This is a genomic window from Rhizobium sp. Leaf384 (assembly GCF_001424065.1).
In the GTDB taxonomy this organism is placed as follows: Bacteria; Pseudomonadota; Alphaproteobacteria; order Rhizobiales; family Rhizobiaceae; genus Ferranicluibacter.
This window is the reverse complement of sequence record NZ_LMQE01000005.1, coordinates 933,025-955,848: the sequence shown is the minus strand read 5'-3', so window position 1 is coordinate 955,848 and position 22,824 is coordinate 933,025. Positions and strand designations below refer to the sequence as shown.

Genomic DNA, 22,824 nt, shown 5'->3' with positions numbered 1-22,824 from the left:
GCTCTCATCCAGTTACCGAGCAATCCTCTTTTTGGAAGCACCGGTATCGTTACAGTCTCAGAAACGTATTGGTTCCCGTCGGTGCCTGTCGTCTTGATCCGCGCGATGCGGCACGAACCGCAGCGATACGTCACATTACCAGACCTGCACGAAAATGCTCTTCAAAATTGCGTAAATTATCGCTGACTCTTCAGTGGTACGGGATGCCTTCCATCCCATATCCGCAAGAGCGACGCGACTCGATGCCCTCACGGCGCAGCCGGCAAACCCATTGTTGGTTCTCTTCATCGTTCTAGCAAGACCTGATATCATTCGCGTTTAAAAATGATATCGTTTACTTACTAATAATGAAGAAATAAACCTTTTGCGTACTTTTCCGATGCCATTCCGGTGCGGCTACGGACATCGAGAGGATGCAGTGCGCCTGGGGTTCGGCAGTCTCCGGTTGCGGTTTGCGCGCTTCGGCAGGTGCCCGGACCGGCGAGCCGTCCCGCTGCCGCCTCTGGATCGCCGTCCGGGGGAATGCTAGAGATGGCCCGTCGCCTCCGGGCGCTGTCTTCGTGTTCTGTCCCGATGTCTCCGGTCTTCCAAGGTGTCACATGCCCGCCAAGCTTTCGGTCAACCTCAATGCGATCGCCATGCTGCGAAACCGCCGCGATCTTCCGTGGCCGTCGGTGGTCGGGATCGGCAAGCAGGCGCTTGAGGCCGGGGCACACGGATTGACCGTTCATCCGCGTCCCGACCAGCGGCACATCCGGTTCTCGGATCTCGGTCCCCTGCGCACGCTGATCGACCAGATGTTTCCAAAGGCCGAGTTCAATATGGAAGGCTATCCCAATGCCGAGTTTCTCGGGCTGGTCGAGCGCCACCGGCCCGAGCAGGTCACGCTCGTTCCCGACGATCCGGCGCAGGCCACGTCCGACCACGGCTGGGACTTTCGGGCAAACCGGGCGCTTCTGACGGATGTCATCGCCCGGCTCAAAAATCTGGGGCTTCGTGTCTCGCTGTTTGCCGACGGAGACGGCGATCGCGAGGCGCTGGACATCGCTCGGGCGACCGGAGCAGACCGTATCGAGCTCTATACCGGACCCTATGGCGGATGTTACGGCGCGCCGGATCGGGCGGCCGTCATCGCGCGCGAACTGGGGCGCACCGCGGAAATCGCGCGTGATCTCGGGCTCGGGGTCAATGCAGGCCATGATCTGACCGTCGAGAATCTGCCGCTCCTCGCCGAACACATTCCCCATCTCGATGAGGTCTCCATCGGGCATGGCCTGACGGCCGACGCCCTGGAATATGGCATGACGGAAACCGTGCGCCGGTTCCGCCGCGCCTGCGGCGAGACCGTCGCCTGACCCCAGACCCGTCGCGGTGACGCCGGAGTGCGCCTAGCCGGCGAGCGCCGCCTTGTTTTCCTCGAGGAACGCGCGGAGCGTCTTTGACGGCCGGCGCGTCAGTGTCTCCACCGAATCGGTCACGATTCCGATATGGCCGAGACGGGCGTTCGTGTCGAAAGAGACGAATGTCGGGATGAGGAAGGCGGGAACGCCGGCTGCCTCCATTCCGCCTGCCAATTGCGCGTCGGTGAGGTTCATCACGGCAAGCGGCTTGCCCGTGACGTCGCTCACGAGCGCGGCGATCTCTGCCGTCGTATAGGCGACCGGGCCGGTGAGGGTCAGCGTGACGTTGTCCGTTTCAGCGCCAAGAAGGGCTGCGGCGGTCGCCTCGGCAAGATCCGCACGTGCGACATAGGAGGTCTTGCCGTCACCGGCCGACGTGAACCACGTGCCCGACTGCAGCGCGTTCGGGACGGACAGAAACAGGTTTTCCATGTACCAGCTGTTGCGCAGGATCGTGTAGGCGAGGCCGGACGCCTTGATCGCTGCCTCGGTGCCGAGATGATCCGGCGCAAAGGTCACGGCCGAGACGTCGGCGTTCGGGAGAGAGGTGTAGAACACCCTGTTCACACCGGCCTTTTGGGCTGCGGCCACGGCATTGCGGTGTTGTACCAGGCGCTGGCCGGGAACCGCCAGCGCGTCGGTCGAAATGATGAGCGCCTTGTCGATGCCGTCGAAGGCGGCATCGAGCGTGGAAGCATCATCGAAATCCGCCCTGCGGAGCGTCACGCCTTTTTCGGCGTAGGACGCGAGTTTGCCGGGATCCCGGCTGGCCGCGACGATGTCGGCCGGGGCCAGCTTGCCCGACGCGAGGAGGGCGTCGAGGACGAGACGGCCGAACTTGCCGGCGGCACCGGTGATGAGGATTTTGGACATGGGCTTCCTTCTCCAGATGATAGCTCAGGAATGACAGGCTCCGCATTGCAGCGTGAACCGAGGCAAGATATGGTCTCAAAAAGAGACTTTCTCTTCATTCTCTACTGAGCCGCATCTGTAAAGGCGGCAGTTTTTTCGCCTATAGGCACAGAAAGGGAACCGCCCTGTGAACACGAATGTCCGCAAGACCCGAGGTGAAAGCGCGATCATGATCGGTGGCGTCGTGTTCACGCCGGGCAATTGCCCCATGCGCGACGTGCTCGGCAATATCGCGGGCAAGTGGACGACCCTGATGATCCACGCGCTCAGCGATGGTCCGAAGCGGTTTTCCGCGCTGAAGCGCACCATTCCGGATATATCGCAGCGCATGCTCACGCAGACACTGCGCGACCTCCAGCGCGACGGCTATATCGCCCGCACCGTCTATCCGACCAATCCGCCGAGCGTCGACTACGCTTTGACGGATCTCGGTCGGTCTTTCCTCACCGTTCTCCTCCCGCTGGTAGAGTGGTCGACCCTGCACCACGGGACGATCCGGACCTCGCGGGCGGTGTTCGACGCCGCGAGCTGACGCTGCCGGCTCAGGCTGCCTTGCGGCAGCCGGTCTGCGTCATTTCGGTCCCGTCGAGCGCGAAGGCCACGGCAGCGCCGGCATGAAGGGCCGTCGAATCGAAGCCTGGAAGCGAAAGCGTGTCCGGGTCGAGAATGAGGCAGATCTCGGTGCAGCCGAGGATGACAGCATCGGCGCCATTCGCCTTGGCCTCGGCGATGACGGCATGCAGAGCGGTGCGCGAGGCATCGTGAACGTGTCCGGCGCAAAGCTCCTTGAAAATGACGTCATGGACGAGCGTCCGATCCTCGGGCGAGGGGATCATGACCTCGATCCCGTGGCCGGCCATGCGATCGGCGTAGAAACCGTGTTCCATCGTGTAGCGCGTGGCGAGCAGCAGGGGCCGGCGGATCCCTGCGGCGGACATCGCCTTGGCCGTTTCGTCGATGATATTGATGAGCGGGATACCGATGGCAGCCTGCACCTCTTCCGCGACCAGATGCATCGTGTTCGTGCAGATCAGCACGCAATCGGCGCCGGCAGCTTCCAGCGCACGCGCGACATCCGAAAGGCGCTTCGCGGCATCGGCCCAGCGACCGGCCATCTGCAGGTCGACGATCGACTGGAAGTCGACGGAGTGCAGCAGCACCTCGGCCGAGTGCAGACCTCCGAGGTGACGCCGAACCGCCTCGTTGACCATGCGATAGTACACCGCCGAGCTTTCGAAACTCATTCCCCCGATAAGACCGATCTTGCGCATGTTGTCCGTGCCCCTGTTGCCGTGATGACGACCATGATGCGGCGGAACGGGCGGCATGTGCTTGCATTCCACGGCTCTTGACAGCCAACGCGCAGGAAAAATTTGCGCCATGACGAGCTCTCATGCAATAAATCCGCGTGAGGTGAACGGGAGACGCGGAATGCTGGATGATCGTGATCGGAAACTGCTCGGGTTGCTGCAGGAAAATGCGGACCAGTCGGTCACGGTCCTGGCCGAACGGATCAGCCTGTCGCTTTCGGCCTGCTCGCGCCGGATCCAGCGGCTGGAGGAGGCGGGCTATATCGCGCGTCGCATCGCGGTTCTCGACCGCGATCGAATCGGCGTGCCGACGACGGTGTTCGCGCTGATCAAGACAACCCAGCATTCCGACGAATGGATCGACAGTTTTCGCCGGATCATCCGCGATATCCCCGAGATCGTGGAGGTGCACCGGCTGACCGGCAATTACGACTACATCCTGAAGATCGTCCTGCCGCGCGTCGAACACTACGATGTCATCTACAAGCAGATCGTCCGCAAGACGGAACTCTTCGATGTCTCCGCGTCCATCTCGATGGAGGTTCTGAAAAGCGGAGCCGCCTTTCCGGTCGACTACGCCGTGTGACCTTCCAGCCAACTTGTCAGGGTCCGTCCGTCTGGCACCTGTTGACGCGGCCGGAGATCCGACTGTCGCAGCCTTGCTCTCAACCCTGTTTTTTTGTCCGTACCGCTTGACCACCCGCCCTTCTTCCGTCTAGAAAGAACCGTACCGTACGGTACTATCTTGGAGGTTTGTCGTCGTGTCGTCCTTGTCCACCCACCCGGAATTTTCGCCGCGCCAGAACGCCGTTCTGGACAGCGCGCTCCGGTTGCTGGTTGACGGCGGCGAGCGGGCACTGACCACCGCCGGCGTCGCACGGGCGGCGAACTGCTCCAAGGAAAGCCTTTACAAGTGGTTCGGCGATCGCGACGGCATTCTGTCGGCAATGATCGGATACCAGGCCAGCAAGGTTCGCACGCTGGAAGAGCGGGCGGAAACACTGACGGGCGACAGCCTGCGTGCGCATCTGGTGGTTTTCGCACGCGATCTGCTCGACGTGCTCAGCGGCGACGTGTCGCTGGCCCTCAACCGCCTTGCGATTGGCCAAGCGAGCCGCGACGGCGCGCAGCTCGGGCAGATGCTGCAGGAGCGCGGGCGCCGTCAGATCGGCAAGCGTGCCGGAGGGTTGCTCGACGCCGGACGCAGGGCAGGGCTTCTGCGGTTCGACAATGGCGAAGAGGCCTACGGCACCCTCTACGGGCTTATCGTCACCGATCTGCATCTTCGCATGCTGCTCGGCGAGGACGTAAAGCTGACACAACAGGATTTCAGCCGCAGGGCGGAGCGGGCGGTCGACGCCTTCCTCGATCTCTACGGTACGAAAAGACAGATGGCCAAGCCCTGAAGGCGGCCGGGATTTAACAAGGGAAGGACACACTCCATGCGCGTCTATTACGATCGTGATGCCGATCTCAATCTCATCAAGTCCAAGAACGTCGTCATCGTCGGCTACGGCAGCCAGGGCCGCGCCCACGCGCTGAACCTGAAGGACAGCGGCGCCTCGAACGTCGTGATCGCGCTGAAGGCGGGATCCCCGACGATCAAGAAGGCCGAAGCCGACGGCTTCAAGGTCATGACCGTCGCCGAAGCCGCCAAGTGGGGCGACCTGCTGATGATGGCGACCCCGGACGAACTGCAGGCCGACATCTACAAGGCCGACATCGCCGGCAACATCCGCGACGGTGCCGCCATCGCCTTCGCACATGGTCTCAACGTCCATTTCGGCCTTATCGAGCCCAAGGATACGCTCGACGTCGTCATGATCGCGCCCAAGGGCCCGGGCCATACGGTGCGCGGCGAATACCAGAAGGGCGGCGGCGTTCCCTGCCTCGTGGCGGTCGAGAAGGACGCGTCGGGCAATGCGCTCGATCTCGCGCTGTCCTACGCTTGCGGCGTTGGCGGCGGTCGTTCTGGGATCATCGAGACGAACTTCAAGGAAGAGTGCGAAACCGACCTCTTCGGCGAACAGGTCGTTCTCTGCGGTGGCCTGGTCGAGCTCATCCGCGCCGGCTTCGAAACGCTGGTCGAAGGCGGCTATGCGCCGGAAATGGCCTATTTCGAGTGCCTGCACGAAGTGAAGCTCATCGTCGATCTGATCTATGAAGGCGGCATCGCCAACATGAACTACTCGATCTCCAACACGGCAGAGTGGGGCGAATACGTCACGGGTCCGCGGATCATCACGGAAGAGACCAAGGCCGAGATGAAGCGTGTCCTCAAGGACATCCAGACCGGCAAGTTCACCTCGGACTGGATGCAGGAATACCGTTCCGGCGCGGCCCGCTTCAAGGGTATCCGTCGCGTCAACGACAGCCACCAGATCGAAGAAGTCGGTGCGAAGCTGCGCGGCATGATGCCGTGGATCGCCAAGAACCAGCTGGTCGACAAGGCCCGCAACTAAGCGTCTCCGTCCTCGGAAACGGCGGTGCCGGGCGGATGCGCCCGGCATTTTCGTTTGCTCCGCGAGACGCGGGCGCACGCCGCTTTTGCAATGCAAGAAAGATTGTGCTTTGCAAAACATGTGATTGAAGGTTGCATGATCGCGCCGTTCGGCGCACACTCTCTCCGTCTCGTTCCACATCGAGGAGGATAGTGTGATGACGACCGTGATGGAGTATTTCGCCTGGTTCGACTTTGCGATTCTCTGCGCCATCGGTGCGCTGATCGCCTGCAGCCTGACCTCGGGCAGCGCCTGAGAGGCCATTGGCAGAACGGATTTCGGTCGTGGCCGGAAGATCGTTTTCTCACAGGCTAACACGCCGGGCATGCGTGCCCGGTGGTTCAGGTGGCAAGCATCTGTGACCTCTTCGGCAGGGTCTCCGCAACGCTTCTCCCCACAACCGGCCTTCTCTTTCGCCCGCGGCCTTGGCGGCCGACTTTTTCTGCTGATTTAGGTCAGTATTGTTGACTTATTCCACCTGCCGTGATGTGGTTCGGCAAAAGCATCATCGAGGAAATATCCATGCTGGACTGGGAATCCATTTTCGCAACGCGCTCGAGCCGTATGCGCGCGTCGGAAATCCGCGAACTTCTGAAGCTGCTCGATCGTCCCGACATCATCTCGTTTGCGGGCGGTATTCCGGACCCGGCGCTGTTTCCGGACGCGGAATTCAAGGCTGCCTATGCCGACATCTTTTCCGGCCCCTCGGTCGGCGCTGCGCTCCAGTACTCGGTGAGCGAAGGCTATCTGCCCTTGCGCGAATGGTTGGTCGGCGAGATGGCGAAGATCGGCATTCCCTGCGAGGCCGAGAACATCCTCATCACCTCCGGGTCCCAGCAGGCGCTCGACTATCTGGGCAAGCTGTTCCTGTCTCCCAACGATACGGCCCTCGTGACGTGGCCGACCTATCTCGGTGCGCTGCAGGCCTTCAATGCCTACGAGCCGAACTACGACCAGCTGACGCCCGGCGGCAACCGGACACCGGCGGCCTACCAGGAAACGGCGGCGAAAGCCGGTGGCCGCGTCAAGTTTGCCTATCTCTCGGCGGACTTCTCCAATCCGACGGGTGAGACCGTGACGCGCAGCCAGCGCGAGGCGCTGATCGACATGGCCGACGAGATGGATATCGCCATCATCGAGGACGGTGCCTATCAGTCGCTCCGGTTCAACGGCGATGCGATCCCGCCGATCCTCGCGCTCGAGATCGCCCGCAAGGGTGCGATCAACGAGACGCGCACGATCTACAGCGGTTCTTTCTCGAAGACGCTGGCCCCCGGCCTGCGTGTCGGCTTCGTCGTCGCCGCCATGCCGGTCATCCGCAAGCTGGTCCTGATGAAGCAGGCGGCCGACCTGCATTCCTCGACGATCAACCAGATGGCGATCTGCCATGTGGCCGAGCGCGGCTTCGACCGGCAGGTCGACAAGATCCGCTCCGTCTACAGCCAACGCCGCGATGCGATGCTGAACGCGCTGCAGACCCACATGCCCGACGGCGTCTCCTGGACGCGCCCGGAAGGCGGCATGTTCGTCTGGCTGACCCTGCCGGTGGGCATGGAAGGGGCCGCCCTTCTGGCGAAGTCGCTGGTGACGGCCAAGGTTGCGTTCGTGCCCGGCAAGGCATTCTTCGCCGATGGATCGGGCGCCAACACGCTGCGCGTCAGTTTCTCCTGCGCCAACGAAACGATGATCGAAGAAGGCATATCGCGTCTTGCCACGCTCATCCGTGGCGAGATGCTCGACAAGGTCGCCTGATCGGCTCCCGCACCTGATCGCTTGCTGCACCTGATCGTTTGCAAGCCTTGCCCTATATCTTCGCGTGCCACTCTGTCATGGGAGTGGTACGCGGCGCCGCCGCGTGGCGAAAGCGAAGGGACAAACGATGCAGGGCCAGAGCGATGCCACAAAAGCTATTCTTTCCGAACTCGCCGGACGCTTCCAGCTGAGCGAGAGCGCCGTGACGGCCATGCTCGTCGCGGTGAAGCGCGGCCATGGTACCATGGCCCAATTCGACATTGCCGAGCTCGGCGGCAACGGCCAATGGATGCGCGGCGGCATGACCATGGTCGGCGACATGTTCAACCATGGACTGAAGAACACGGTCGACTCCCTTTGCAACAGTCTGGCCGAAGTCCTGTCGTCGGGGCGGATCGAGATGAATGACGCGTCGAGCGGACATCACGCCTGGTGGCCGGACTGGCTGGGTGTGCCCTCGAGCACGGGCGCACAGAACGACAGCGCCTATGCGGTCTTCCCGTCCCAGCATTGCCTCGCCATCAAGGACGGCGACGGTCTGACGCTTTACGACACGGAGGATCACGTGATTTCCGGCGTCGGCCAGCAGCAGGGTGTCGGAGGCTCGCAAACCTTCACGAGCCAGCGCGGTTCGTTTTCCGTCTCCCGCCTTCGCCGGCTCAACAATGGCGGCGACCTGCCCGGGGCTGATCCGATGGTCGATCAGGACGGCCATCATGCGGGAGCCGGGTATACGGCGGCACCGCTCTCCGCAGCGCCGGCCCTGGCATCGGAAATTGAAACCGATGGCTATGCGGGCGAAGGCTGGTCGGCCGCCCAGTCCGCGCCGCTGGCCGCGATCGATCCCAGCAGCGCGTCTCTCGAGGCGCGTCTGGTCGGTGCGGCAGAAACAGAAAGCCGCCCGCAATCGCAGGCTCCCCAGCAACCCGTGTCGAATGATGGCCTGCAGATCATCGCCATGATCGAAAAGCTCGCGGCGCTCAAGGCCGCCGGAATCCTCTCGGAGGAAGAATTTTCGGCGAAGAAGGCCGAGCTTCTCCAGCGCCTGTGACGATCGGCATCTTTCCTTGATCAGCCAGCCCGGTGCGATGGGCGTGAACGGCGACGGATGATGAACCGCCGCCGTTTCCTGTCTTAAAGCGCGTTGCGTGAAAAAGGATTCACGCAACGCGCTTCAAGGTCTTGTTTTGATGCATGTCGTCTCCCGAAACCGCTGAACACTTGTCGGCGACATGCATTCGCTCAGGCCTTGGCGATATGCGGGCCGAGCAGCGAAAGGTCGGCCTCGCCGAGCCGTTCGGCCGCCGTCTGCATTTGGTGCCAGTAGGGGTAGAGGATGGGCGGCGCGCTGACAGCATCCAGCCGGCTGCGTTCCTCGTCCGTCAGCTTCAGGTCGGCGGCGGCGAGGTTGTCGCGGAACTGCTCTTCCGTGCGCCCGCCGATGATGACGGAGGTCACGGGTTTGCGGCCGATCAGCCAGGCCAGCGCCACCTGCGCTGCGGAAACGCCGCGGCTCTCGGCAACTTCCACCAGCGCGTCCACGATCGTCCACAGGCGGTCGACGTCGCGGATCGGCGGTTCGGTCCAGCCGGCTGCCTGACGGCTGCCTTCCGGGGTGTGATTGCGGCGGTGCTTGCCGGACAGCAGCCCACCGGCGATCGGGCTCCAAACGAGAACACCGAGGCCCTGGTCGATGGAGATCGGCAGCAGCTCGTATTCCGCTTCGCGGGCCTCGAGCGTGTAGTGGATCTGCTGGCTGACAAAGCGATGACGATGGTCGCTCGCGCTGATGCCCATGGCCTTCATGATGTGCCAGCCGGAGAAGTTCGAGCAGCCGATATAGCGGACCTTGCCGTGCTGCACGAGCATGTCGAGCGCCGCCATGGTTTCCTCGAGCGGGGTCTGGCCGTCCCACTGGTGGACCTGGTAGAGGTCGATCACATCCGTGTTCAGGCGCTTGAGGCTCGCCTCGCATTCGCGGATCAGGTGATGCCGCGAAAGGCCCTGATTGTTGATGCCGTCGCCCATCGGAAACCGGGCCTTCGTGGCGATGAGAACGTCGTTCTTGCGCTTGCCGCCGAGGACCTCGCCGATGATCTCTTCCGAGGCTCCGGCAGAGTAGGCGTTGGCGGTGTCGATCAGGTTGACGCCGGCGTCGAGACACATGTCGATCAGCCGTCGTGCTTCGTCCACGCCCTGGCTGCCGACCATCGAGGCCCAGCCTTTGCCGCCCATGGTCATCGTGCCCATGGTGATGGTGGAGGCCTTGAGACCGGAGCGGCCGAGATTGCGGTATTCCATGCTGTTTCCTCCTGTTGATCCGTCGTGCCGCGGCAGATAGGGCGGCAGCGGCGGTCGGGAAATACGGCCAGCGGCAGATGAGCGATTGCTTGCGGGGCGGCCGGCTTCGGCGCTTGCCTCTCGTGCCAGCCCGTCTATGGTCGGGGCGACACAGCGGACGCCTTCATGACCCTTCGACTTGCGACCTTCAACATCGAAAATCTCATGCGCCGGTTCGATTTTTCGGGCTATCGCAATCCATCCAAGCAGGATCGGGTGCTCCGGCTCTTCGATATCGGCAACGAGGCGGTCTATGAGCGTCTTGAGGAGGCGCGCACGATTACCCATGCCGACGACACGCGTCAGATGTCGGCCCTGGCGATCGCCGACTGCGATGCTGATATTCTCTGCCTGCAGGAGGCCGACGACATGGCCGCGTTGGAGGCGTTCGAATATGGCTATCTCTACCGGATGATGGGCAGCGGCTATCGCAAGAAGGTGCTGATCGAGGGCAATGACGGGCGCGGGATCGATGTTGCGGTGATGATGCGGGAGGTGACGCGGGACGGGGAGGCCATCGTCTGCACCAGCGCCATCTCGCATGCCGCCCTGACCTATGCCGAGCTCGGATTGCATGACGCGGAGATCGCGCGGACCAACGTGCCGGCGGACCGCGTTTTCCGGCGGGATTGCCTGCAGCTGGAACTGACCATCGGCGGACGGCCGCTGACCGTCTTCGTCGTGCATTTCAAATCGATGGGTCCGAGCCGCGACGGGTTGGACGGCAGGTCGTCCACGCTGCCCGTGCGTCGGGCGGAGGCGCTGGCGGTGCGCGGCATCATCGAGAAGCGGTTTCCCGGCCAGACGCAGACCGCGAACTTCGTGATCTGCGGCGACATGAACGACTATCAGGAGCGGATCGACGTCACGGGAGATCGACGGAGCGGCTACGGGTTCGTACCCGCCGCGGAGACCTCGTCGGCGCTGGACGTCTTTTCAGCCGAGGGGTTTGCCGAGAACGTGGTCCGGCGGCGGCCCGTGCTCGATCGCTGGACGCTGTTTCACAGCCGTGGCCCGGCCGAGCGGCATCTCTGCCAGCTCGACTATATCTGGCTTTCTCCGGCGCTCGCTGCCCGCAATCCGGACGCCATGCCGGAGATCATCCGTGCCGGGCAACCCTATCGCACCGTGTTTCCGCCCGGCCAGGACGTGGAGCGCTATCCCCGCACCGGATGGGATCGGCCGAAGGCCTCCGATCACTGCCCCGTCGTGGTGGCGCTCGATGTCTGAGGTCTCGAAGATCGCCCGGCCGAACCCGCCCGGCATCGGCGACGGATGGCCGGCGGCGGGCGTCATCTTTCCCGTGGCCGGTATCGATCTGCGCGTCCTGCCGGGCCCCCACCCGGTTCTCGCGGAGCACGCACCCGAGATTGCGGAGAACTGGACACGGGAACAGGCCGCCAATCCCGCCCTCTTCAATGGCGAAATGGTCTTGCAGCATCGCCTCAGCGTGCAGGCCGGAACGCTTGTCGGCGAAGGCTATCTCGCGCCCTTCGCAGCCTTTCTTTGGTGGCGTTCGGCATCGCGTCCGCCCATTGCCTGCCATCTCGCCGCCGTTCCGGTGATCGAGACCTCCAACGGCGCCGTCATTGCCGTGCGGATGGGCGCACATACGGCCAATCCCGGAAAGGTCTATTGTGCGGCCGGGTCCATCGATGCCTCCGACCTCGTGGAGGATGCGCAGGGCCTCGTCTGCGACGTGCCCGGCAACATGCGTCGCGAGGTTCTGGAGGAAACCGGTCTCGATCTCGACGAGGCCGTCGCGGGACCGTTCGAGGGGATGCAGATGGACGGCTCGGCGTTCCTGTTTCGCAGGTTCCGCTTTTCCGAAACCTCGGACGCCCTTCTGGCGCGCATCGGGCGCCATGTCGAAACAGCGGAGGAGGAGGAGATCGACGATGCGGTTGCGATCTTCAACGCCGATCCGCACGCACACAACTACCAGCCCCACATGCGTGTGATTCTCGCGCATATCTTTGGTCGGTATCGATAACGATTTGCCTTGCCCGCGTCGGATCCCGAAGGCAAGGTCCTCCGGCGGCTGACGACAGCTAGGCCGGTCGCTTCAACGGGAGAACGGATTTGGCACGCCGCTATGCGATCTACGACGTCTTCACGAGGGAAAAGCTGCAGGGCAACCCGCTGGCCGTCGTGTTCGATGGCGACGGGCTATCGACGGAAACCATGCAGGCGATCGCGGGAGAGTTCAATCTGTCGGAGACCGTCTTCGTCTGCGCGCCGGACAATCCCGCATCGGCAGCCCGGCTGCGGATCTTCACGCCGGGCACCGAGCTTCCCTTCGCCGGCCATCCGACGGTGGGAGCGGCCGTGGCACTGGCTGAAGACGCGCAGGGGGGCGAGGGCGTCAATCGCGATCTCGTCCATGTCCTGGAGGAAAATGTCGGTCCGGTGCGCTGCGCGGTAAAGCTGCGGCCCGGGGAGGCGAGCTTTGCCGAGTTCGACCTGCCGCGCAAGTCGGTGCGCCTCGAGGCGCGCTTTGACGTCGGTCGGATTGCCGACGCGCTGAGCCTGAAGACGACGCAGATTGGTTTTGAAAATCACGTTCCTGCCTTCTGGAGTGCCGGCGTGCCGTTCGTGGCGATACCGTTGCACGACCTGAAGGCGATGGCCGACGTCGACTTCGACGCGGCGCAGTGGGAGCAGATGGCCCCCATGGCCGATGGACGGCTGGCGAGCGCCTATCTCTACTGCCGCGGCGGGATCAACCATCATGCCCGTTTCCACACCCGCATGTTCGCACCGGCCATGGGCGTGCACGAAGATCCGGCGACCGGCTCGGCGCTCGCCGCCTTCTCGGCCGCCATCCATTGTTTCGACCAGTTGCCGGACGGGCATCACAGCTATCTCGTCGAGCAGGGCGTGGAAATGGGCCGGCCGTCCTACCTGCATCTGCATCTGGATATCGGCAACGGCGAGATTGTCGGTGCGCGGATCGGCGGACAGGCGGTCAAGATCGCGGCCGGCGAACTTTATCTCTGATAAGTTTGCGGTTTGCTCGGATTCCGCGGCCCGGCAACTGGACAAGCCGGGCGAAGGCCTCTATACGCCGCGTCAGACAGCAGCGATGCTGTCCGCGTGGGTGATTAGCTCAGTTGGTAGAGCAGCTGACTCTTAATCAGCGGGTCGTAGGTTCGAACCCTACATCACCCACCAAATTTCTCCATCTCCTTGTTTGCGTACCGCTTTCAGCCTCGCCCGGCCAGGGTGGTGCGCTGAAACGTCGCGCCTCGATCAGGCAACCGTCCTCCCGAAGGCGACGCGCGGGTCAGCAGCCCGTCACGCAGCGTCCATGACATGATCGTCGTCCGGATCTATCGCGGCCGCATGGCGGCGGAGAAGGGCACTGCCGCATGGCAGTGGGAGGGGCATTGTCGGGCTTTGCTGTCCTTTCGGAGCCTGCGTCAGCTCGTGCGAACAGATTTCCTGCAGAAAGCGCCGCGGTGCGTGGATGAAATGTAGGCTTAGACTTTCATCTTAGCGATGTCTTCATCTTAAGGCGCGAGTATATGTGACACTTCTAGGGAGAGCGTGATCGTGACTGGGATATTTACATCGACATCGAGCAAGATCCTGGACGCGCTCGATCTGTCCTTTGCCATCATTGAGTTCGACACGTCGGGCAAGATCCTGCGGGCGAACAAGAATTTCTGCGATCTCATGGGCTATGCCGAACAAGAGATCGTCGGGCGAAATCACCAGATGTTCGTCGAGGCGGAGTATGCCGCGAGCCCCGACTATGCCGCTTTCTGGAAAAAGCTGCGGGATGGGGACTTCATCTGCAGCGAGTTCATGCGCGTCGCAAAGAATGGCTCCGAGATCTACATCCGCGGCAACTACAATCCGATCAAGAGCGCCTCCGGCAAGGTCTTGAAGGTCATCAAGTTCGCGAACGACATCACCGCGACGAAACTCGCCGGCATGGACACGGGCGCCAAGATCGATGCGGTCTCGCGCGCGCAAGCCGTGATCGAATTCGCGCCGAACGGCACGATTCTGACCGCCAACGACAATTTCCTGAAAGTGCTCGGCTATAGCCTGAGCGAGATCGTCGGCCAGCATCACAGCATGTTCGTCGATCCGGCCTACCGCGCGTCGGCGTCCTACAAGGCGTTCTGGGAGAAGCTAAACGCCGGCGAATTCGTATCGAGCGAGTTCACGCGGATCAGCAAAAGCGGCCAAGCCGTCTACATCCAGGCATCCTACAATCCGGTTTTCGATCCGAAGGGCCGGGTCATCAAGGTGGTGAAGTTTGCCACCGATGTGACCGAGCGCGTGCAAAACGTCGACCGTCTCGCGGACAGCCTGTCGAAGCTTGCCGAGGGCGATCTCAGCCAGCAGATCGAGAAGCCGTTCCAGCCGAGCCTTGACAAGCTGCGGACCGATTTCAATGCCGCCTGCCGCAAGCTGGAAACGGCGCTCAAGGCCGTCAGGACGAATGCCGAAGCCATCGCTTCGGGCGCGGACGAGGTGCGCACATCGGCGGACGATCTTGCACGCAGAACCGAACAGCAGGCGGCCTCCGTCGAGGAAACCGCCGCCTCTCTCGAACAGATCACCACCACGGTCAAGGGATCCAGCAAGCGTGCCGAGGGCGCGGGCATCCTCGTCGGTCGCGCCAAGGAAAGCGCCGATCATTCCGGTGATGTCGTGCGCGAAGCCATCTCCGCGATGGACAAGATCGACAATTCCTCCCGCGAAATCGCCAATATCATCGGCGTCATCGACCAGATCGCCTTCCAGACGAACCTGCTGGCGCTGAATGCGGGTGTCGAGGCGGCGCGCGCAGGCGAAGCCGGCAAGGGCTTTGCCGTCGTGGCACACGAGGTCCGGGAGCTCGCGCAACGTTCCGCCGGCGCGGCCAAGGAGATCAAGGCCCTCATCACCACGTCGAGCGCGCATGTCGAAAACGGCGTATCGCTCGTCAGCAAGGCGGGTGAGGCCCTTCAGACGATTGCCGGCCATGTCGAGCACATCAACGAGGACATCCGCGCCATCGTGGAGGCGGCACGGGAGCAGTCGACGGCCCTCGGCGAGATCAACCAGGCGATCAATACGGTCGACCAGAGCACGCAGCAGAATGCTGCAATGGTCGAGGAGCAGACGGCGGCCAGTCATGGCCTTGCGGAAGAGGCCGGCGCACTCTTCCAGCTGCTGGAGCAGTTCCGCTTTGACGACAAGGTTGCGCATCGCGCGGCCTCGCCTTCACCGGCGCCGCGTGACGCCCGCAGCCGGTTCGCCGCCTGATCGCGCGGCGTCCGTAGCCGCGTTCGGTCGCCGCCCACATCTCCAGAGACCCCGGAATGCACAGGGCAGACGCACCGCGTCTGCCCTGTTTGGCGACCACGGGTTCGGCTCTGCGGCCCCAGTGCTCCAGCCCACGTGCGCAATATCTGTCACTTCATTGCCAAAAATGTTGACAAAACAACAGATCATGGGCGAATGAAGATAACAACTTATTGCGGAGGCCGTGTTCTTGCTGGTCATACTTGCAGACGATCTCACGGGGACGCTCGATGCTGCAGCACCCTTTGCCGCGCGGGGCCTCAGGGTCGAGGTCGCGCTGGTCCCGGCTGCCATACCCGACGCGCTTTCCGAGGGACCGGACGTCCTGTCGATCAACGTCCAATCGCGCGAGGTCGGCGCAGAGGCCGCGCAGGCCGCGACGCGCGCCGTTGTCGCAGCTCTGTCGGACGACGTTGTGCTTTTCAAGAAGGTCGATTCTCGACTGAAAGGCCATATCGCTGCCGAACTCGATGCGATGCCGTTCCGCAGGGCCCTGATGGCGCCCGCGATCCCGGACTTCGGACGCCTCGCCGTGAGCGGGCATGTGCGCGGGTTCGGCGTGGATGTCCCGATCCCGATTGCCGAGCGTCTGGGCGTCCACGCGGAAAAGGCGCGGATCCCGGACACGGCCGATGCGGCGCAGATGCGTGCGGCGCTCGAGGCGGCGCTCGCTGCGGGTGTCGATCTCCTGATCGGTGCGCGGGGGCTTGCCGAAGCCCTGGCGGTGCGCATGACGGGCGATGCCGAGCCCAAGGCCGCGACGATCCCCGCCGGGCCGGGCCTGTTCGTCATCGGGTCGCGCGATCCCATCACGCTCGCGCAGATCGCGCATCTGCGCACCGGCCACGCGCCGGCCTATCTTGCCGCGCCCAACGGGCGTGTCCCGTCCGACGGCGCGGAAGATCCGTTTCTGACCCTCGTCCAGGCGGTGCCGGGCGAAATGCCGATCTCGTCGCTCGACGTCGCGCGCCATCTGGCGGACGGGGTCTATCCCGACCGGGTGCGCAAGGCGTCGACCCTCGTCCTTTCGGGCGGGGCGACGGCTGAGGCGGTGCTCGCGCATATGCGGATCCATCGCTTCCGTCTGCTGGGTGAATGCATGCCGGGACTGGGTGTTGCCTTTGCGGACGGGCATTGCATTATCGCCAAGTCCGGCGGTTTCGGCGGTGCGGAAACGCTCAGCGAGATCGCGGCCCAGATGGTTCGCAACGGGGGGTGAGGAATGGGACTGGAAGCGGGAACGACTCGCAAGAGCCTCGGCGACGTCGTCTTCGAGCGGATGCATCGCGCCATCAAGTCGGGTGCCTACCAGCCGGACGAGCGCCTGCCGACGGAACATGATCTGGCGGCGGAATTCGAGGTGTCCCGGCCGATCATCCGCGAGGCGCTTCGGCGGCTGCGGGAGCAGGGCCTGATCTATTCACGCCGCGGAGCGGGCAGCTTCGTGCGGGCGCTGGGGCTGAAAGAGCCGCTGGGTTTCGGCCAGCTCGAGAATGTCGCCGATCTCTTGAACTGCTACGAGTTCCGCCTGACGCTCGAGCCGGCGGCGGCGAGCGCTGCGGCCGCGCGGCACACGGAGGCAAGCCTGACAGCCATCCGTCAGGCTCTGGAGTTGATGCGCGACGCCACCAATCGGCAGTCCCATCGGGTGGACGCGGATTTCGAGTTCCATCTCGCCATCGCCCGTGCGGCGCGCAACTCCTACTTTTCGACCGCCATGGAGGCGCTCAAGGAGCATATCGCCGTCGGCATGAAGTTCCATGGCGCCTCGGTCAAGCGCGACAGTGCCGGGCTTGCGCGCGTCTTCGGCGAGCATGAAGCCATCGCCAAGGCGATTGCGTCCGGCGATGGTCCGCTCGCGGGCCAGCTGATGCGCGAGCATCTGACCGGATCGCGCGAACGTCTGTTTCCCCACTAATGCAAATCGCCCGAACGTGCGCAGCGGTTTCGGGAAACGACATGGATCACAACAAGACCTTCAAGCGCGTTGCGTGATTCCGTTTTCACGCAACGCGCTTTCAGTCCGGTCGCCACCGTCTTTGTTGCGCCCCGACGTCGCAGTCGGGGCGGGTCGCGTCGAAGATTTCGCGCGCCCGCAGCCTGTCAGTAGGCGGCGCGGTAGATCGCAAGGATATCCTCGACGCTCATGTCGATCGGGTTGTTGTCCATCAGCCGGCGATTGGCATGGGCGTCAGCCGCATAGATCGGCAGGTCCGCCTCAAGGGCACCATGTGCGCGCAACGACATCTCGATACCAAGGTTGCGGCAGAAGACATGTGCCTGACGCAGCAGGTCGTCCTGGGACAGTCGCTCCCCCGCGCCAAGCCCCAGGGCATGGGCGACCTCCGCGGATTTCTCTTGGGCGACCGGCTGGTTGAAGGCAAGGACGCGCGGGAAGATGATCGCATTCGCCAGGCCATGGGGGAGGCCAAGCCGCGTCCCGAGCGGATAGGCAATGGCATGACCCGCTGCCGTGTTCACCGGGCCCAGGCAGATGCCGCCATAGTAGGAGGCGAGCATCATCCCTTCGCGGGCTTCCGTATCCGTTCCGTCGCGGACCGCCCGCGCAAGAAAACGTCCGACGAGGCCGAAGCCCATGCGGGCAAAGCCGTCGATCATGGGATGCGCGCGCCGGTTGGTGAAGGCTTCGACGCAATGGGCCATGGCATCCACGCCGGTGGCGGCGGTTACGGCCGGCGGGACGGAATAGGTGAGTTCGGGATCGAGCACCGCGACGTCCGCAATCAGGTGCGGGCTTTCCACGGCGATCTTGCTGCCCTTTTCCGGATCCGTGATCAGCGAGCGAATGCCGGCTTCCGAGCCCGTGCCGGCGGTCGTGGCGACCTGCACGAGGCGCGTGGTCCGTCCGGCGACCTTGTTCGGTCCGGCAACATCGGCAAGCGTCTGGTCTCCAGTCCAGAGCGCGGCGACGAGCTTGGCGACGTCCAGGACCGAGCCGCCGCCGAGACCGACGATCAGATCCGGCCTGCAGCCGCGCGCGGCCTGGATGGCAGCATCCAGCGTGGCGATGTCGGGTTCCCCGGGGATTGCATCGAAGACGGTGATCCGCGCCGTCAGTTGCAGCCGGTCGATAAAGCCGGCCGTGATCGGCGTGGCGATGACCAGGACGGACGCCGCATCCGCGGCCCAGATGCCGACCTCGCGGATGGTGCCGGCGCCGACGATGAGGCGCCGCGGCTGGTGAAGGGTGATGGGGGCGATCGCCATGCGGGTCATCCTTGCTGTGCCTTGCCGGAGCGACCGGCCACAAGCTTGCGGGCATAGGCGATGGCTTCGTTCATGTTGCCATGGTTGGCGATGCCCTTGCCGGCGATGTCGAAGGCGGTGCCGTGATCGACCGAAGTGCGATCGATCGGCAGGTCGACGGAGACGTTGACGGCCGTGTCGAAGGCCACCAGCTTGATCGGGATGTGTCCCTGGTCGTGATACTGCGCGACAATCAGGTCGAATGCGCCGGTATAAGCCCGGTGGAAGACGGTGTCGGCCGAAATGGGGCCGTGGGCATCGATCCCTTCGGCGCGGGCTGCGACCACGGCGGGGCCGATCTGGTCGTCGTCCTCGGTGCCGAACAGACCGTTCTCGCCGCAATGCGGATTGATGCCGGCGATGGCGATGCGGGGCGCTGCATAGCCGATCCGCTTCAGATGGGCGTCGCCCGCGCGAATGGTGGCGAGCACGCGTTCCGTCGTTGCCCGCTGGATCGCCTCCTTCAGCGAGACATGGGTCGAGACATGGATGACCTTGAGCTTCTCCGATGCGAGCAGCATGTAGGCGGCTTTCGCGCCGGTAAGGCTGCGCAGCATGCCCGTATGGCCGTCATAATGATGGCCGGCGAGGTTCAGGGCCTCCTTGTTGATCGGCGCCGTGACGATGCAGCCGATCGTGCTGGCTTCCGCATCGCGCACGGCCTTCTCGATGAACCGGAAGGCGGCGTCGCCGGCGATCGGGCTCAGTTGTCCCCAGGCGAGCGGCGCGCCCTCGATCGGCAGATCGACGACGTAGGGCGCGAGATCGATCTCGAGGCCCAGCGCATCGCGCGCGGCTTCCAGCGTCGGCAGGTTGCCGTAGATGCGGGTGCGGGCACGATCCTCTGCGGACATGTCGAGAAGGGCGCGGACGGAAATCTCCGGGCCGACGCCGCAGGGGTCGCCCATGGTGATGCCGATGATGTTGCTCATGATACTCTCCGTCCAGCCGCACTGTCCCAGCCGCGGGCCAGGCGGACATGTTTGATCGCGCGACGATGATAGGTGTAGGCGAGATGCAGCGTGCCGTCCGGCTCTTCGAGCAGCCAGGGATACGACATCTCCTTGTTGCGCCCGTCGATCGAGTCGTTCGACAGGCAGGTGCCGGGGCCGGTCTCGATGACCAGCCTTTCCGGAAAGGTCAGGCCGCCGTCGCTCGAAAGGCAGAGCGCAACGGGGGCGCGGGGCACGCCCCAGATCGGCGTGCAGCCGCCGGTCGGATCCGCGTCAGGCCGGTCGTCCGCTTCGCCGAGTTCGTCATAAAGGGACGCGCGGCGTTCCGATGACTGCTCGGCATTGACCGGATTGCAGAGGATGGCGAGCCGGCCGTCCTGAAGGCGGGTGGCGGCGATGGAGGAATTGTTGTTGGGGACGTCTGTCGGCTGGGGTTGCGACCATGTCCGCCCGCCATCCACCGTTTCCGTGCGATAGATGAAATCCGCCTGACGACGACGGAAGAAGGCTGCATAGCGATCGTCCCCCAGAAGGACCGGTCCGAGATGCACGCAGCCGATCGAGGCATCGATATCCTGCAGACGCCAGGTCTCCCCGCCGTCCTCCGAGATCGCGACCGCCGCGGTGTCGTGGCTGCCGTTCCACTTCTGGTTCGGCCGCTGAATGCAGCGAAAGATCGGCAGCAACCACGCGCCGTCCTGGCGCACGACGACACCGGCCCGAACGAAGCAGCCGCGGGGCAGGTCGAGATAGCGCCCGCCCGGTGCCGTGAGACCATGCGGGTCGTCCTTGTCCCGGAGAACTTCGACCATCCGGATCCGGCATTCGTCCTGATTCCCGGAGGGCTGAGACGTGTGGAACAACCAGAGCCGGCCGTCCGGTGCCGTGAAGAACATCGGATTCTGCTCGGAATGGGCAGGGTCGTTGCTCAGTTGCTGCGGTGGGCCCCACTGCGACGCGCCTTTGGTCAGAACGCAGGCAAAGATGGAAATATCGGACTTGCCTTCCAGCGTTCCGCCGAACCAGGCGCAGACGAGGGCACCGTCCCCAAGCCTGTGCAGAAAGGCCGCGTGGTTCTGGATCATGGGAGAGGGCAGCAGCGCTTCCTCCCGTCCAGAGGCCACGGATGCCAGGGTCCCGCTCATGCGTCGGGCGATGTCTTCGGGATTCATCTTGTCCTCCATGCCCGCCAAAAACCACGGGAATTTCATAGTTGTCAAGTTTCCTGATGTCATCGATCAGGCGATTTCCGATCTTCTAAAATACTATCCTACTGCAAATAATAGAGAATTTTGAGGATAATTTTTTGTTTGAAATGACATTCGAAATTAATTTGACAAAGTTGTGACGAGGTCCGATGGTATGGCCAGCCTTGGCAGGAGGATGCTCGGGACGACGATCATCGCCGACCGGATGTCTTGAGCAGCGGTGTGACGCCTGCTTCGCGAGAGGCCCGCGTCGCGGTCAACAGAGAAAAGGGAGGAGACTATCGTGAAGAAGACACTGATTCTCGGTGCGCTGATGCTGTGCACCGCTTTGACGCCGGCGTTTGCCGCGTCCGGTCCGGTCAAGATCGTGCTGGCTGAAGAGGCCGACCTGCTGGAGCCGTGCATGGCGACCCGCTCCAACATCGGGCGCGTCATCATGCAGAATGTCAGCGAGACGCTGACCGAGCTCGACGTTCGCGGTCAGCAGGGCGTGAAGCCGCGGCTGGCCGAGAAGTGGGAACAGAATGCCGACGGATCGTGGCGCTTCCATCTGCGTCAGGGCGTGAAGTTCTCCGATGGCACCACCTTCGATGCTAAGGATGTCAAGCACAGCTTCGACCGTATCATGAGCGACAAGAATGCCTGCGAATCCCGCCGTTACTTCGGTGGCATGAAGATCGAGGCGAAGATCGTCGACGACAACACGGTCGATTTCAGCGCCGATCCGGTGCAGCCGATCCTTCCGCTCCTTCTGTCGCTCGTCACGATCGTTCCCGAGGAGACGCCGCTCGAGTTCATCCGCGAGCCCGTCGGGACCGGGCCTTACAAGCTGACAAACTGGACGCCGGGTCAACAGATCGTGCTGACCGCGCGCGACGACTATTGGGGCGCCAAGCCGGACGTCACCGAAGCGACCTATCTGTTCCGGGCCGATCCTTCCGTGCGCGCCGCGATGGTGCAGGCCGGCGAAGCGGACCTCGCGCCGTCGATCTCGCAGCTCGAGGCGACGAATGCCGCGACCGACCTGTCCTATCTCGACAGCGAGACCGTGTATCTGCGGATCGACCACAACATTCCGCCGCTTTCGGACGTGCGTGTTCGCCGCGCGCTGAACCTTGCCATCGATCGCCAGGCGTTCCTCGGAACCCTCGTACCCGAAAGCGCGGTTCTCGCCACGGCCATCGTGCCGCCGACGACCATCGGCTGGAACCCGGACGTCAAGCAGTTCCCGTTCGATCCCGAGGGTGCCAAGAAGCTTCTGGCAGAGGCCAAGGCCGACGGCGTGCCGGTCGATACGCCCATCGAGATCATCGCTCGCTCGGCGAACTTCCCGAACGTCACGGAAATCATGGAAGCCGTCCAGGGGCAGCTCCAGGATGTCGGCTTCAAGATCAATCTGAAGTTCGTCGAAGTGGCCGAGCACGAGCAGTATTACTCCAAGCCGTTCAAGGAAGGGCGTGGACCGCAGATCGTTGCCGCGATGCATGACAATTCGAAGGGCGATCCGTCGTTCTCGATGTTCTTCAAATATGCAACCGAAGGCACGCAGTCCGGCTTCTCGGATCCCAAGGTCGACGACCTGATCAAGCGCGCTTCGGCAGCGGTCGGGGAGGAGCGTGCCAAGCTCTGGTCCGAACTGATCGCCTATCTCCACGACGACGTCGTGGCTGACGTGCTGCTCTTCCACATGGTCGGCTTTGCCCGGGTTTCCGAGCGTCTGGAGTTCACGCCCACGATCGCCACGAACTCGACGCTCCAGCTGTCCGAGATCAAGATCAAGTGAGACCGCGACGGCGGGCGCTCCGGCGCCCGCCGTCCAGATTGCGGTGGCGGCGGGCTGATCCCGCCGCAATTGCCGCAGGACTTCCGGCGAGGAT

At 63.5% G+C, this 22,824-nt stretch carries 20 protein-coding genes and 1 tRNA gene; 15 read left to right on the top strand and 6 right to left on the bottom strand.

All coding sequences use genetic code 11. From position 1 onward, the window contains the following. Positions 1-599: 599 nt before the first annotated feature. Positions 600-1,355, top strand: a complete 756-nt coding sequence (locus ASG25_RS12820) for a pyridoxine 5'-phosphate synthase (RefSeq protein WP_062474074.1) — start codon at positions 600-602, stop codon at positions 1,353-1,355. Positions 1,356-1,388: 33 nt separating this feature from the next. Here ASG25_RS12820 and ASG25_RS12815 read toward each other — a convergent pair whose 3' ends face one another. Next, the gene (locus ASG25_RS12815) at positions 1,389-2,273 is read right to left on the bottom strand and encodes an SDR family oxidoreductase (protein ID WP_062474072.1); all 885 of its coding nucleotides are present in this window, start codon (positions 2,271-2,273) and stop codon (positions 1,389-1,391) included. Between the two features lie 208 nt (positions 2,274-2,481). Here ASG25_RS12815 and ASG25_RS12810 point away from each other — a divergent pair, with 208 nt between their 5' ends. Further along, the gene (locus tag ASG25_RS12810; RefSeq protein WP_062474595.1) at positions 2,482-2,844 is read left to right on the top strand and encodes a helix-turn-helix domain-containing protein; all 363 of its coding nucleotides are present in this window, start codon (positions 2,482-2,484) and stop codon (positions 2,842-2,844) included. A 10-nt stretch (positions 2,845-2,854) separates the two neighbouring features. On the opposite strand, the gene ASG25_RS12805 is transcribed toward ASG25_RS12810, so the two are convergent. Continuing rightward, complete coding sequence (locus ASG25_RS12805; protein WP_062474593.1) at positions 2,855-3,583, bottom strand: aspartate/glutamate racemase family protein; 729 nt, start codon at positions 3,581-3,583, stop codon at positions 2,855-2,857. 160 nt (positions 3,584-3,743) lie between these two features. On the opposite strand from ASG25_RS12805, the gene ASG25_RS12800 reads away from it, so the two are divergent. The 5 genes from ASG25_RS12800 (at position 3,744) to ASG25_RS12780 (ending at position 8,926) form a co-directional block, all read left to right on the top strand. Next, positions 3,744-4,208, top strand: coding sequence for an Lrp/AsnC family transcriptional regulator (locus ASG25_RS12800; RefSeq protein WP_062474070.1), 465 nt, complete (start codon positions 3,744-3,746; stop codon positions 4,206-4,208). A 175-nt stretch (positions 4,209-4,383) separates the two neighbouring features. Beyond that, positions 4,384-5,028, top strand: a complete 645-nt coding sequence (locus ASG25_RS12795; RefSeq protein WP_062474068.1) for a TetR/AcrR family transcriptional regulator C-terminal domain-containing protein — start codon at positions 4,384-4,386, stop codon at positions 5,026-5,028. 36 nt (positions 5,029-5,064) lie between these two features. Beyond that, positions 5,065-6,084 carry a ketol-acid reductoisomerase gene (gene ilvC, locus ASG25_RS12790; RefSeq protein ID WP_062474066.1) on the top strand — a complete coding sequence of 340 codons (1,020 nt, stop codon included), beginning with the start codon at positions 5,065-5,067 and terminating at the stop codon, positions 6,082-6,084. Between the two features lie 561 nt (positions 6,085-6,645). Further along, positions 6,646-7,875 (top strand): PLP-dependent aminotransferase family protein, encoded by a 1,230-nt coding sequence (locus ASG25_RS12785; protein WP_062474064.1) that lies wholly within the window; start codon positions 6,646-6,648, stop codon positions 7,873-7,875. Positions 7,876-8,002: 127 nt separating this feature from the next. Then, the gene (locus ASG25_RS12780; protein WP_062474062.1) at positions 8,003-8,926 is read left to right on the top strand and encodes an SHOCT domain-containing protein; all 924 of its coding nucleotides are present in this window, start codon (positions 8,003-8,005) and stop codon (positions 8,924-8,926) included. Positions 8,927-9,117: 191 nt separating this feature from the next. Here the strand turns inward: ASG25_RS12780 and ASG25_RS12775 are convergent, their stop codons facing one another. Further along, positions 9,118-10,176 (bottom strand): aldo/keto reductase, encoded by a 1,059-nt coding sequence (locus ASG25_RS12775; protein WP_062474060.1) that lies wholly within the window; start codon positions 10,174-10,176, stop codon positions 9,118-9,120. 165 nt (positions 10,177-10,341) lie between these two features. On the opposite strand from ASG25_RS12775, the gene ASG25_RS12770 reads away from it, so the two are divergent. The 7 genes from ASG25_RS12770 (at position 10,342) to ASG25_RS12740 (ending at position 17,437) form a co-directional block, all read left to right on the top strand. After that, the gene (locus ASG25_RS12770) at positions 10,342-11,445 is read left to right on the top strand and encodes an endonuclease/exonuclease/phosphatase family protein (RefSeq protein ID WP_062474059.1); all 1,104 of its coding nucleotides are present in this window, start codon (positions 10,342-10,344) and stop codon (positions 11,443-11,445) included. After that, positions 11,438-12,208, top strand: coding sequence for an NUDIX hydrolase (locus ASG25_RS12765; RefSeq protein WP_062474057.1), 771 nt, complete (start codon positions 11,438-11,440; stop codon positions 12,206-12,208). The genes ASG25_RS12770 and ASG25_RS12765 overlap by 8 nt, the downstream gene beginning before the upstream one ends. 89 nt (positions 12,209-12,297) lie before the next feature. Continuing rightward, complete coding sequence (locus ASG25_RS12760; RefSeq protein WP_062474054.1) at positions 12,298-13,215, top strand: PhzF family phenazine biosynthesis protein; 918 nt, start codon at positions 12,298-12,300, stop codon at positions 13,213-13,215. Between the two features lie 98 nt (positions 13,216-13,313). Then, positions 13,314-13,389 (top strand) — tRNA-Lys (locus ASG25_RS12755). Between the two features lie 381 nt (positions 13,390-13,770). Beyond that, entirely contained in the window at positions 13,771-15,480 is a 1,710-nt protein-coding gene (locus ASG25_RS12750; protein ID WP_244479393.1) for a PAS domain-containing methyl-accepting chemotaxis protein, read from the top strand. 229 nt (positions 15,481-15,709) lie between these two features. Continuing rightward, positions 15,710-16,738: a four-carbon acid sugar kinase family protein gene (locus ASG25_RS12745; protein ID WP_062474591.1), complete on the top strand. Its 1,029-nt coding sequence runs from the start codon at positions 15,710-15,712 to the stop codon at positions 16,736-16,738. A gap of 3 nt (positions 16,739-16,741) precedes the next feature. Beyond that, on the top strand, positions 16,742-17,437 hold the full coding sequence (locus ASG25_RS12740) for a FadR/GntR family transcriptional regulator (protein ID WP_062474050.1): 696 nt from the start codon (positions 16,742-16,744) through the stop codon (positions 17,435-17,437). Positions 17,438-17,622: 185 nt separating this feature from the next. Here ASG25_RS12740 and ASG25_RS12735 read toward each other — a convergent pair whose 3' ends face one another. The 3 genes from ASG25_RS12735 to ASG25_RS12725 are packed head-to-tail and all read right to left on the bottom strand — an operon-like array spanning position 17,623 to position 20,911. After that, entirely contained in the window at positions 17,623-18,756 is a 1,134-nt protein-coding gene (locus ASG25_RS12735) for an iron-containing alcohol dehydrogenase (protein ID WP_062474048.1), read from the bottom strand. Next, on the bottom strand, positions 18,753-19,718 hold the full coding sequence (gene pdxA / locus ASG25_RS12730) for a 4-hydroxythreonine-4-phosphate dehydrogenase PdxA (RefSeq protein ID WP_062474046.1): 966 nt from the start codon (positions 19,716-19,718) through the stop codon (positions 18,753-18,755). Before pdxA ends, ASG25_RS12735 begins: the two co-directional genes overlap by 4 nt. Then, entirely contained in the window at positions 19,715-20,911 is a 1,197-nt protein-coding gene (locus tag ASG25_RS12725) for an exo-alpha-sialidase (protein ID WP_062474589.1), read from the bottom strand. Before ASG25_RS12725 ends, pdxA begins: the two co-directional genes overlap by 4 nt. Positions 20,912-21,230: 319 nt before the next feature. Between ASG25_RS12725 and ASG25_RS12720 the strand changes: the two genes are divergently transcribed. After that, positions 21,231-22,730, top strand: coding sequence for an ABC transporter substrate-binding protein (locus tag ASG25_RS12720; RefSeq protein ID WP_062474044.1), 1,500 nt, complete (start codon positions 21,231-21,233; stop codon positions 22,728-22,730). Positions 22,731-22,824 lie beyond the last annotated feature (94 nt).

Bases quoted from the DNA above. Each gene is read 5' to 3' on its own strand.
- ASG25_RS12820 (WP_062474074.1), top strand. From the start codon at position 600: ATGCCCGCCAAGCTTTCGGTCAACCTCAATGCGATCGCCATGCTGCGA.
- ASG25_RS12815 (WP_062474072.1), bottom strand. From the start codon at position 2,273: ATGTCCAAAATCCTCATCACCGGTGCCGCCGGCAAGTTCGGCCGTCTC.
- ASG25_RS12810 (WP_062474595.1), top strand. From the start codon at position 2,482: ATGATCGGTGGCGTCGTGTTCACGCCGGGCAATTGCCCCATGCGCGAC.
- ASG25_RS12805 (WP_062474593.1), bottom strand. From the start codon at position 3,583: ATGCGCAAGATCGGTCTTATCGGGGGAATGAGTTTCGAAAGCTCGGCG.
- ASG25_RS12800 (WP_062474070.1), top strand. From the start codon at position 3,744: ATGCTGGATGATCGTGATCGGAAACTGCTCGGGTTGCTGCAGGAAAAT.
- ilvC (WP_062474066.1), top strand. From the start codon at position 5,065: ATGCGCGTCTATTACGATCGTGATGCCGATCTCAATCTCATCAAGTCC.
- ASG25_RS12785 (WP_062474064.1), top strand. From the start codon at position 6,646: ATGCTGGACTGGGAATCCATTTTCGCAACGCGCTCGAGCCGTATGCGC.
- ASG25_RS12780 (WP_062474062.1), top strand. From the start codon at position 8,003: ATGCAGGGCCAGAGCGATGCCACAAAAGCTATTCTTTCCGAACTCGCC.
- ASG25_RS12775 (WP_062474060.1), bottom strand. From the start codon at position 10,176: ATGGAATACCGCAATCTCGGCCGCTCCGGTCTCAAGGCCTCCACCATC.
- ASG25_RS12770 (WP_062474059.1), top strand. From the start codon at position 10,342: ATGACCCTTCGACTTGCGACCTTCAACATCGAAAATCTCATGCGCCGG.
- ASG25_RS12765 (WP_062474057.1), top strand. From the start codon at position 11,438: ATGTCTGAGGTCTCGAAGATCGCCCGGCCGAACCCGCCCGGCATCGGC.
- ASG25_RS12740 (WP_062474050.1), top strand. From the start codon at position 16,742: ATGGGACTGGAAGCGGGAACGACTCGCAAGAGCCTCGGCGACGTCGTC.
- ASG25_RS12735 (WP_062474048.1), bottom strand. From the start codon at position 18,756: ATGACCCGCATGGCGATCGCCCCCATCACCCTTCACCAGCCGCGGCGC.
- pdxA (WP_062474046.1), bottom strand. From the start codon at position 19,718: ATGAGCAACATCATCGGCATCACCATGGGCGACCCCTGCGGCGTCGGC.
- ASG25_RS12725 (WP_062474589.1), bottom strand. From the start codon at position 20,911: ATGAATCCCGAAGACATCGCCCGACGCATGAGCGGGACCCTGGCATCC.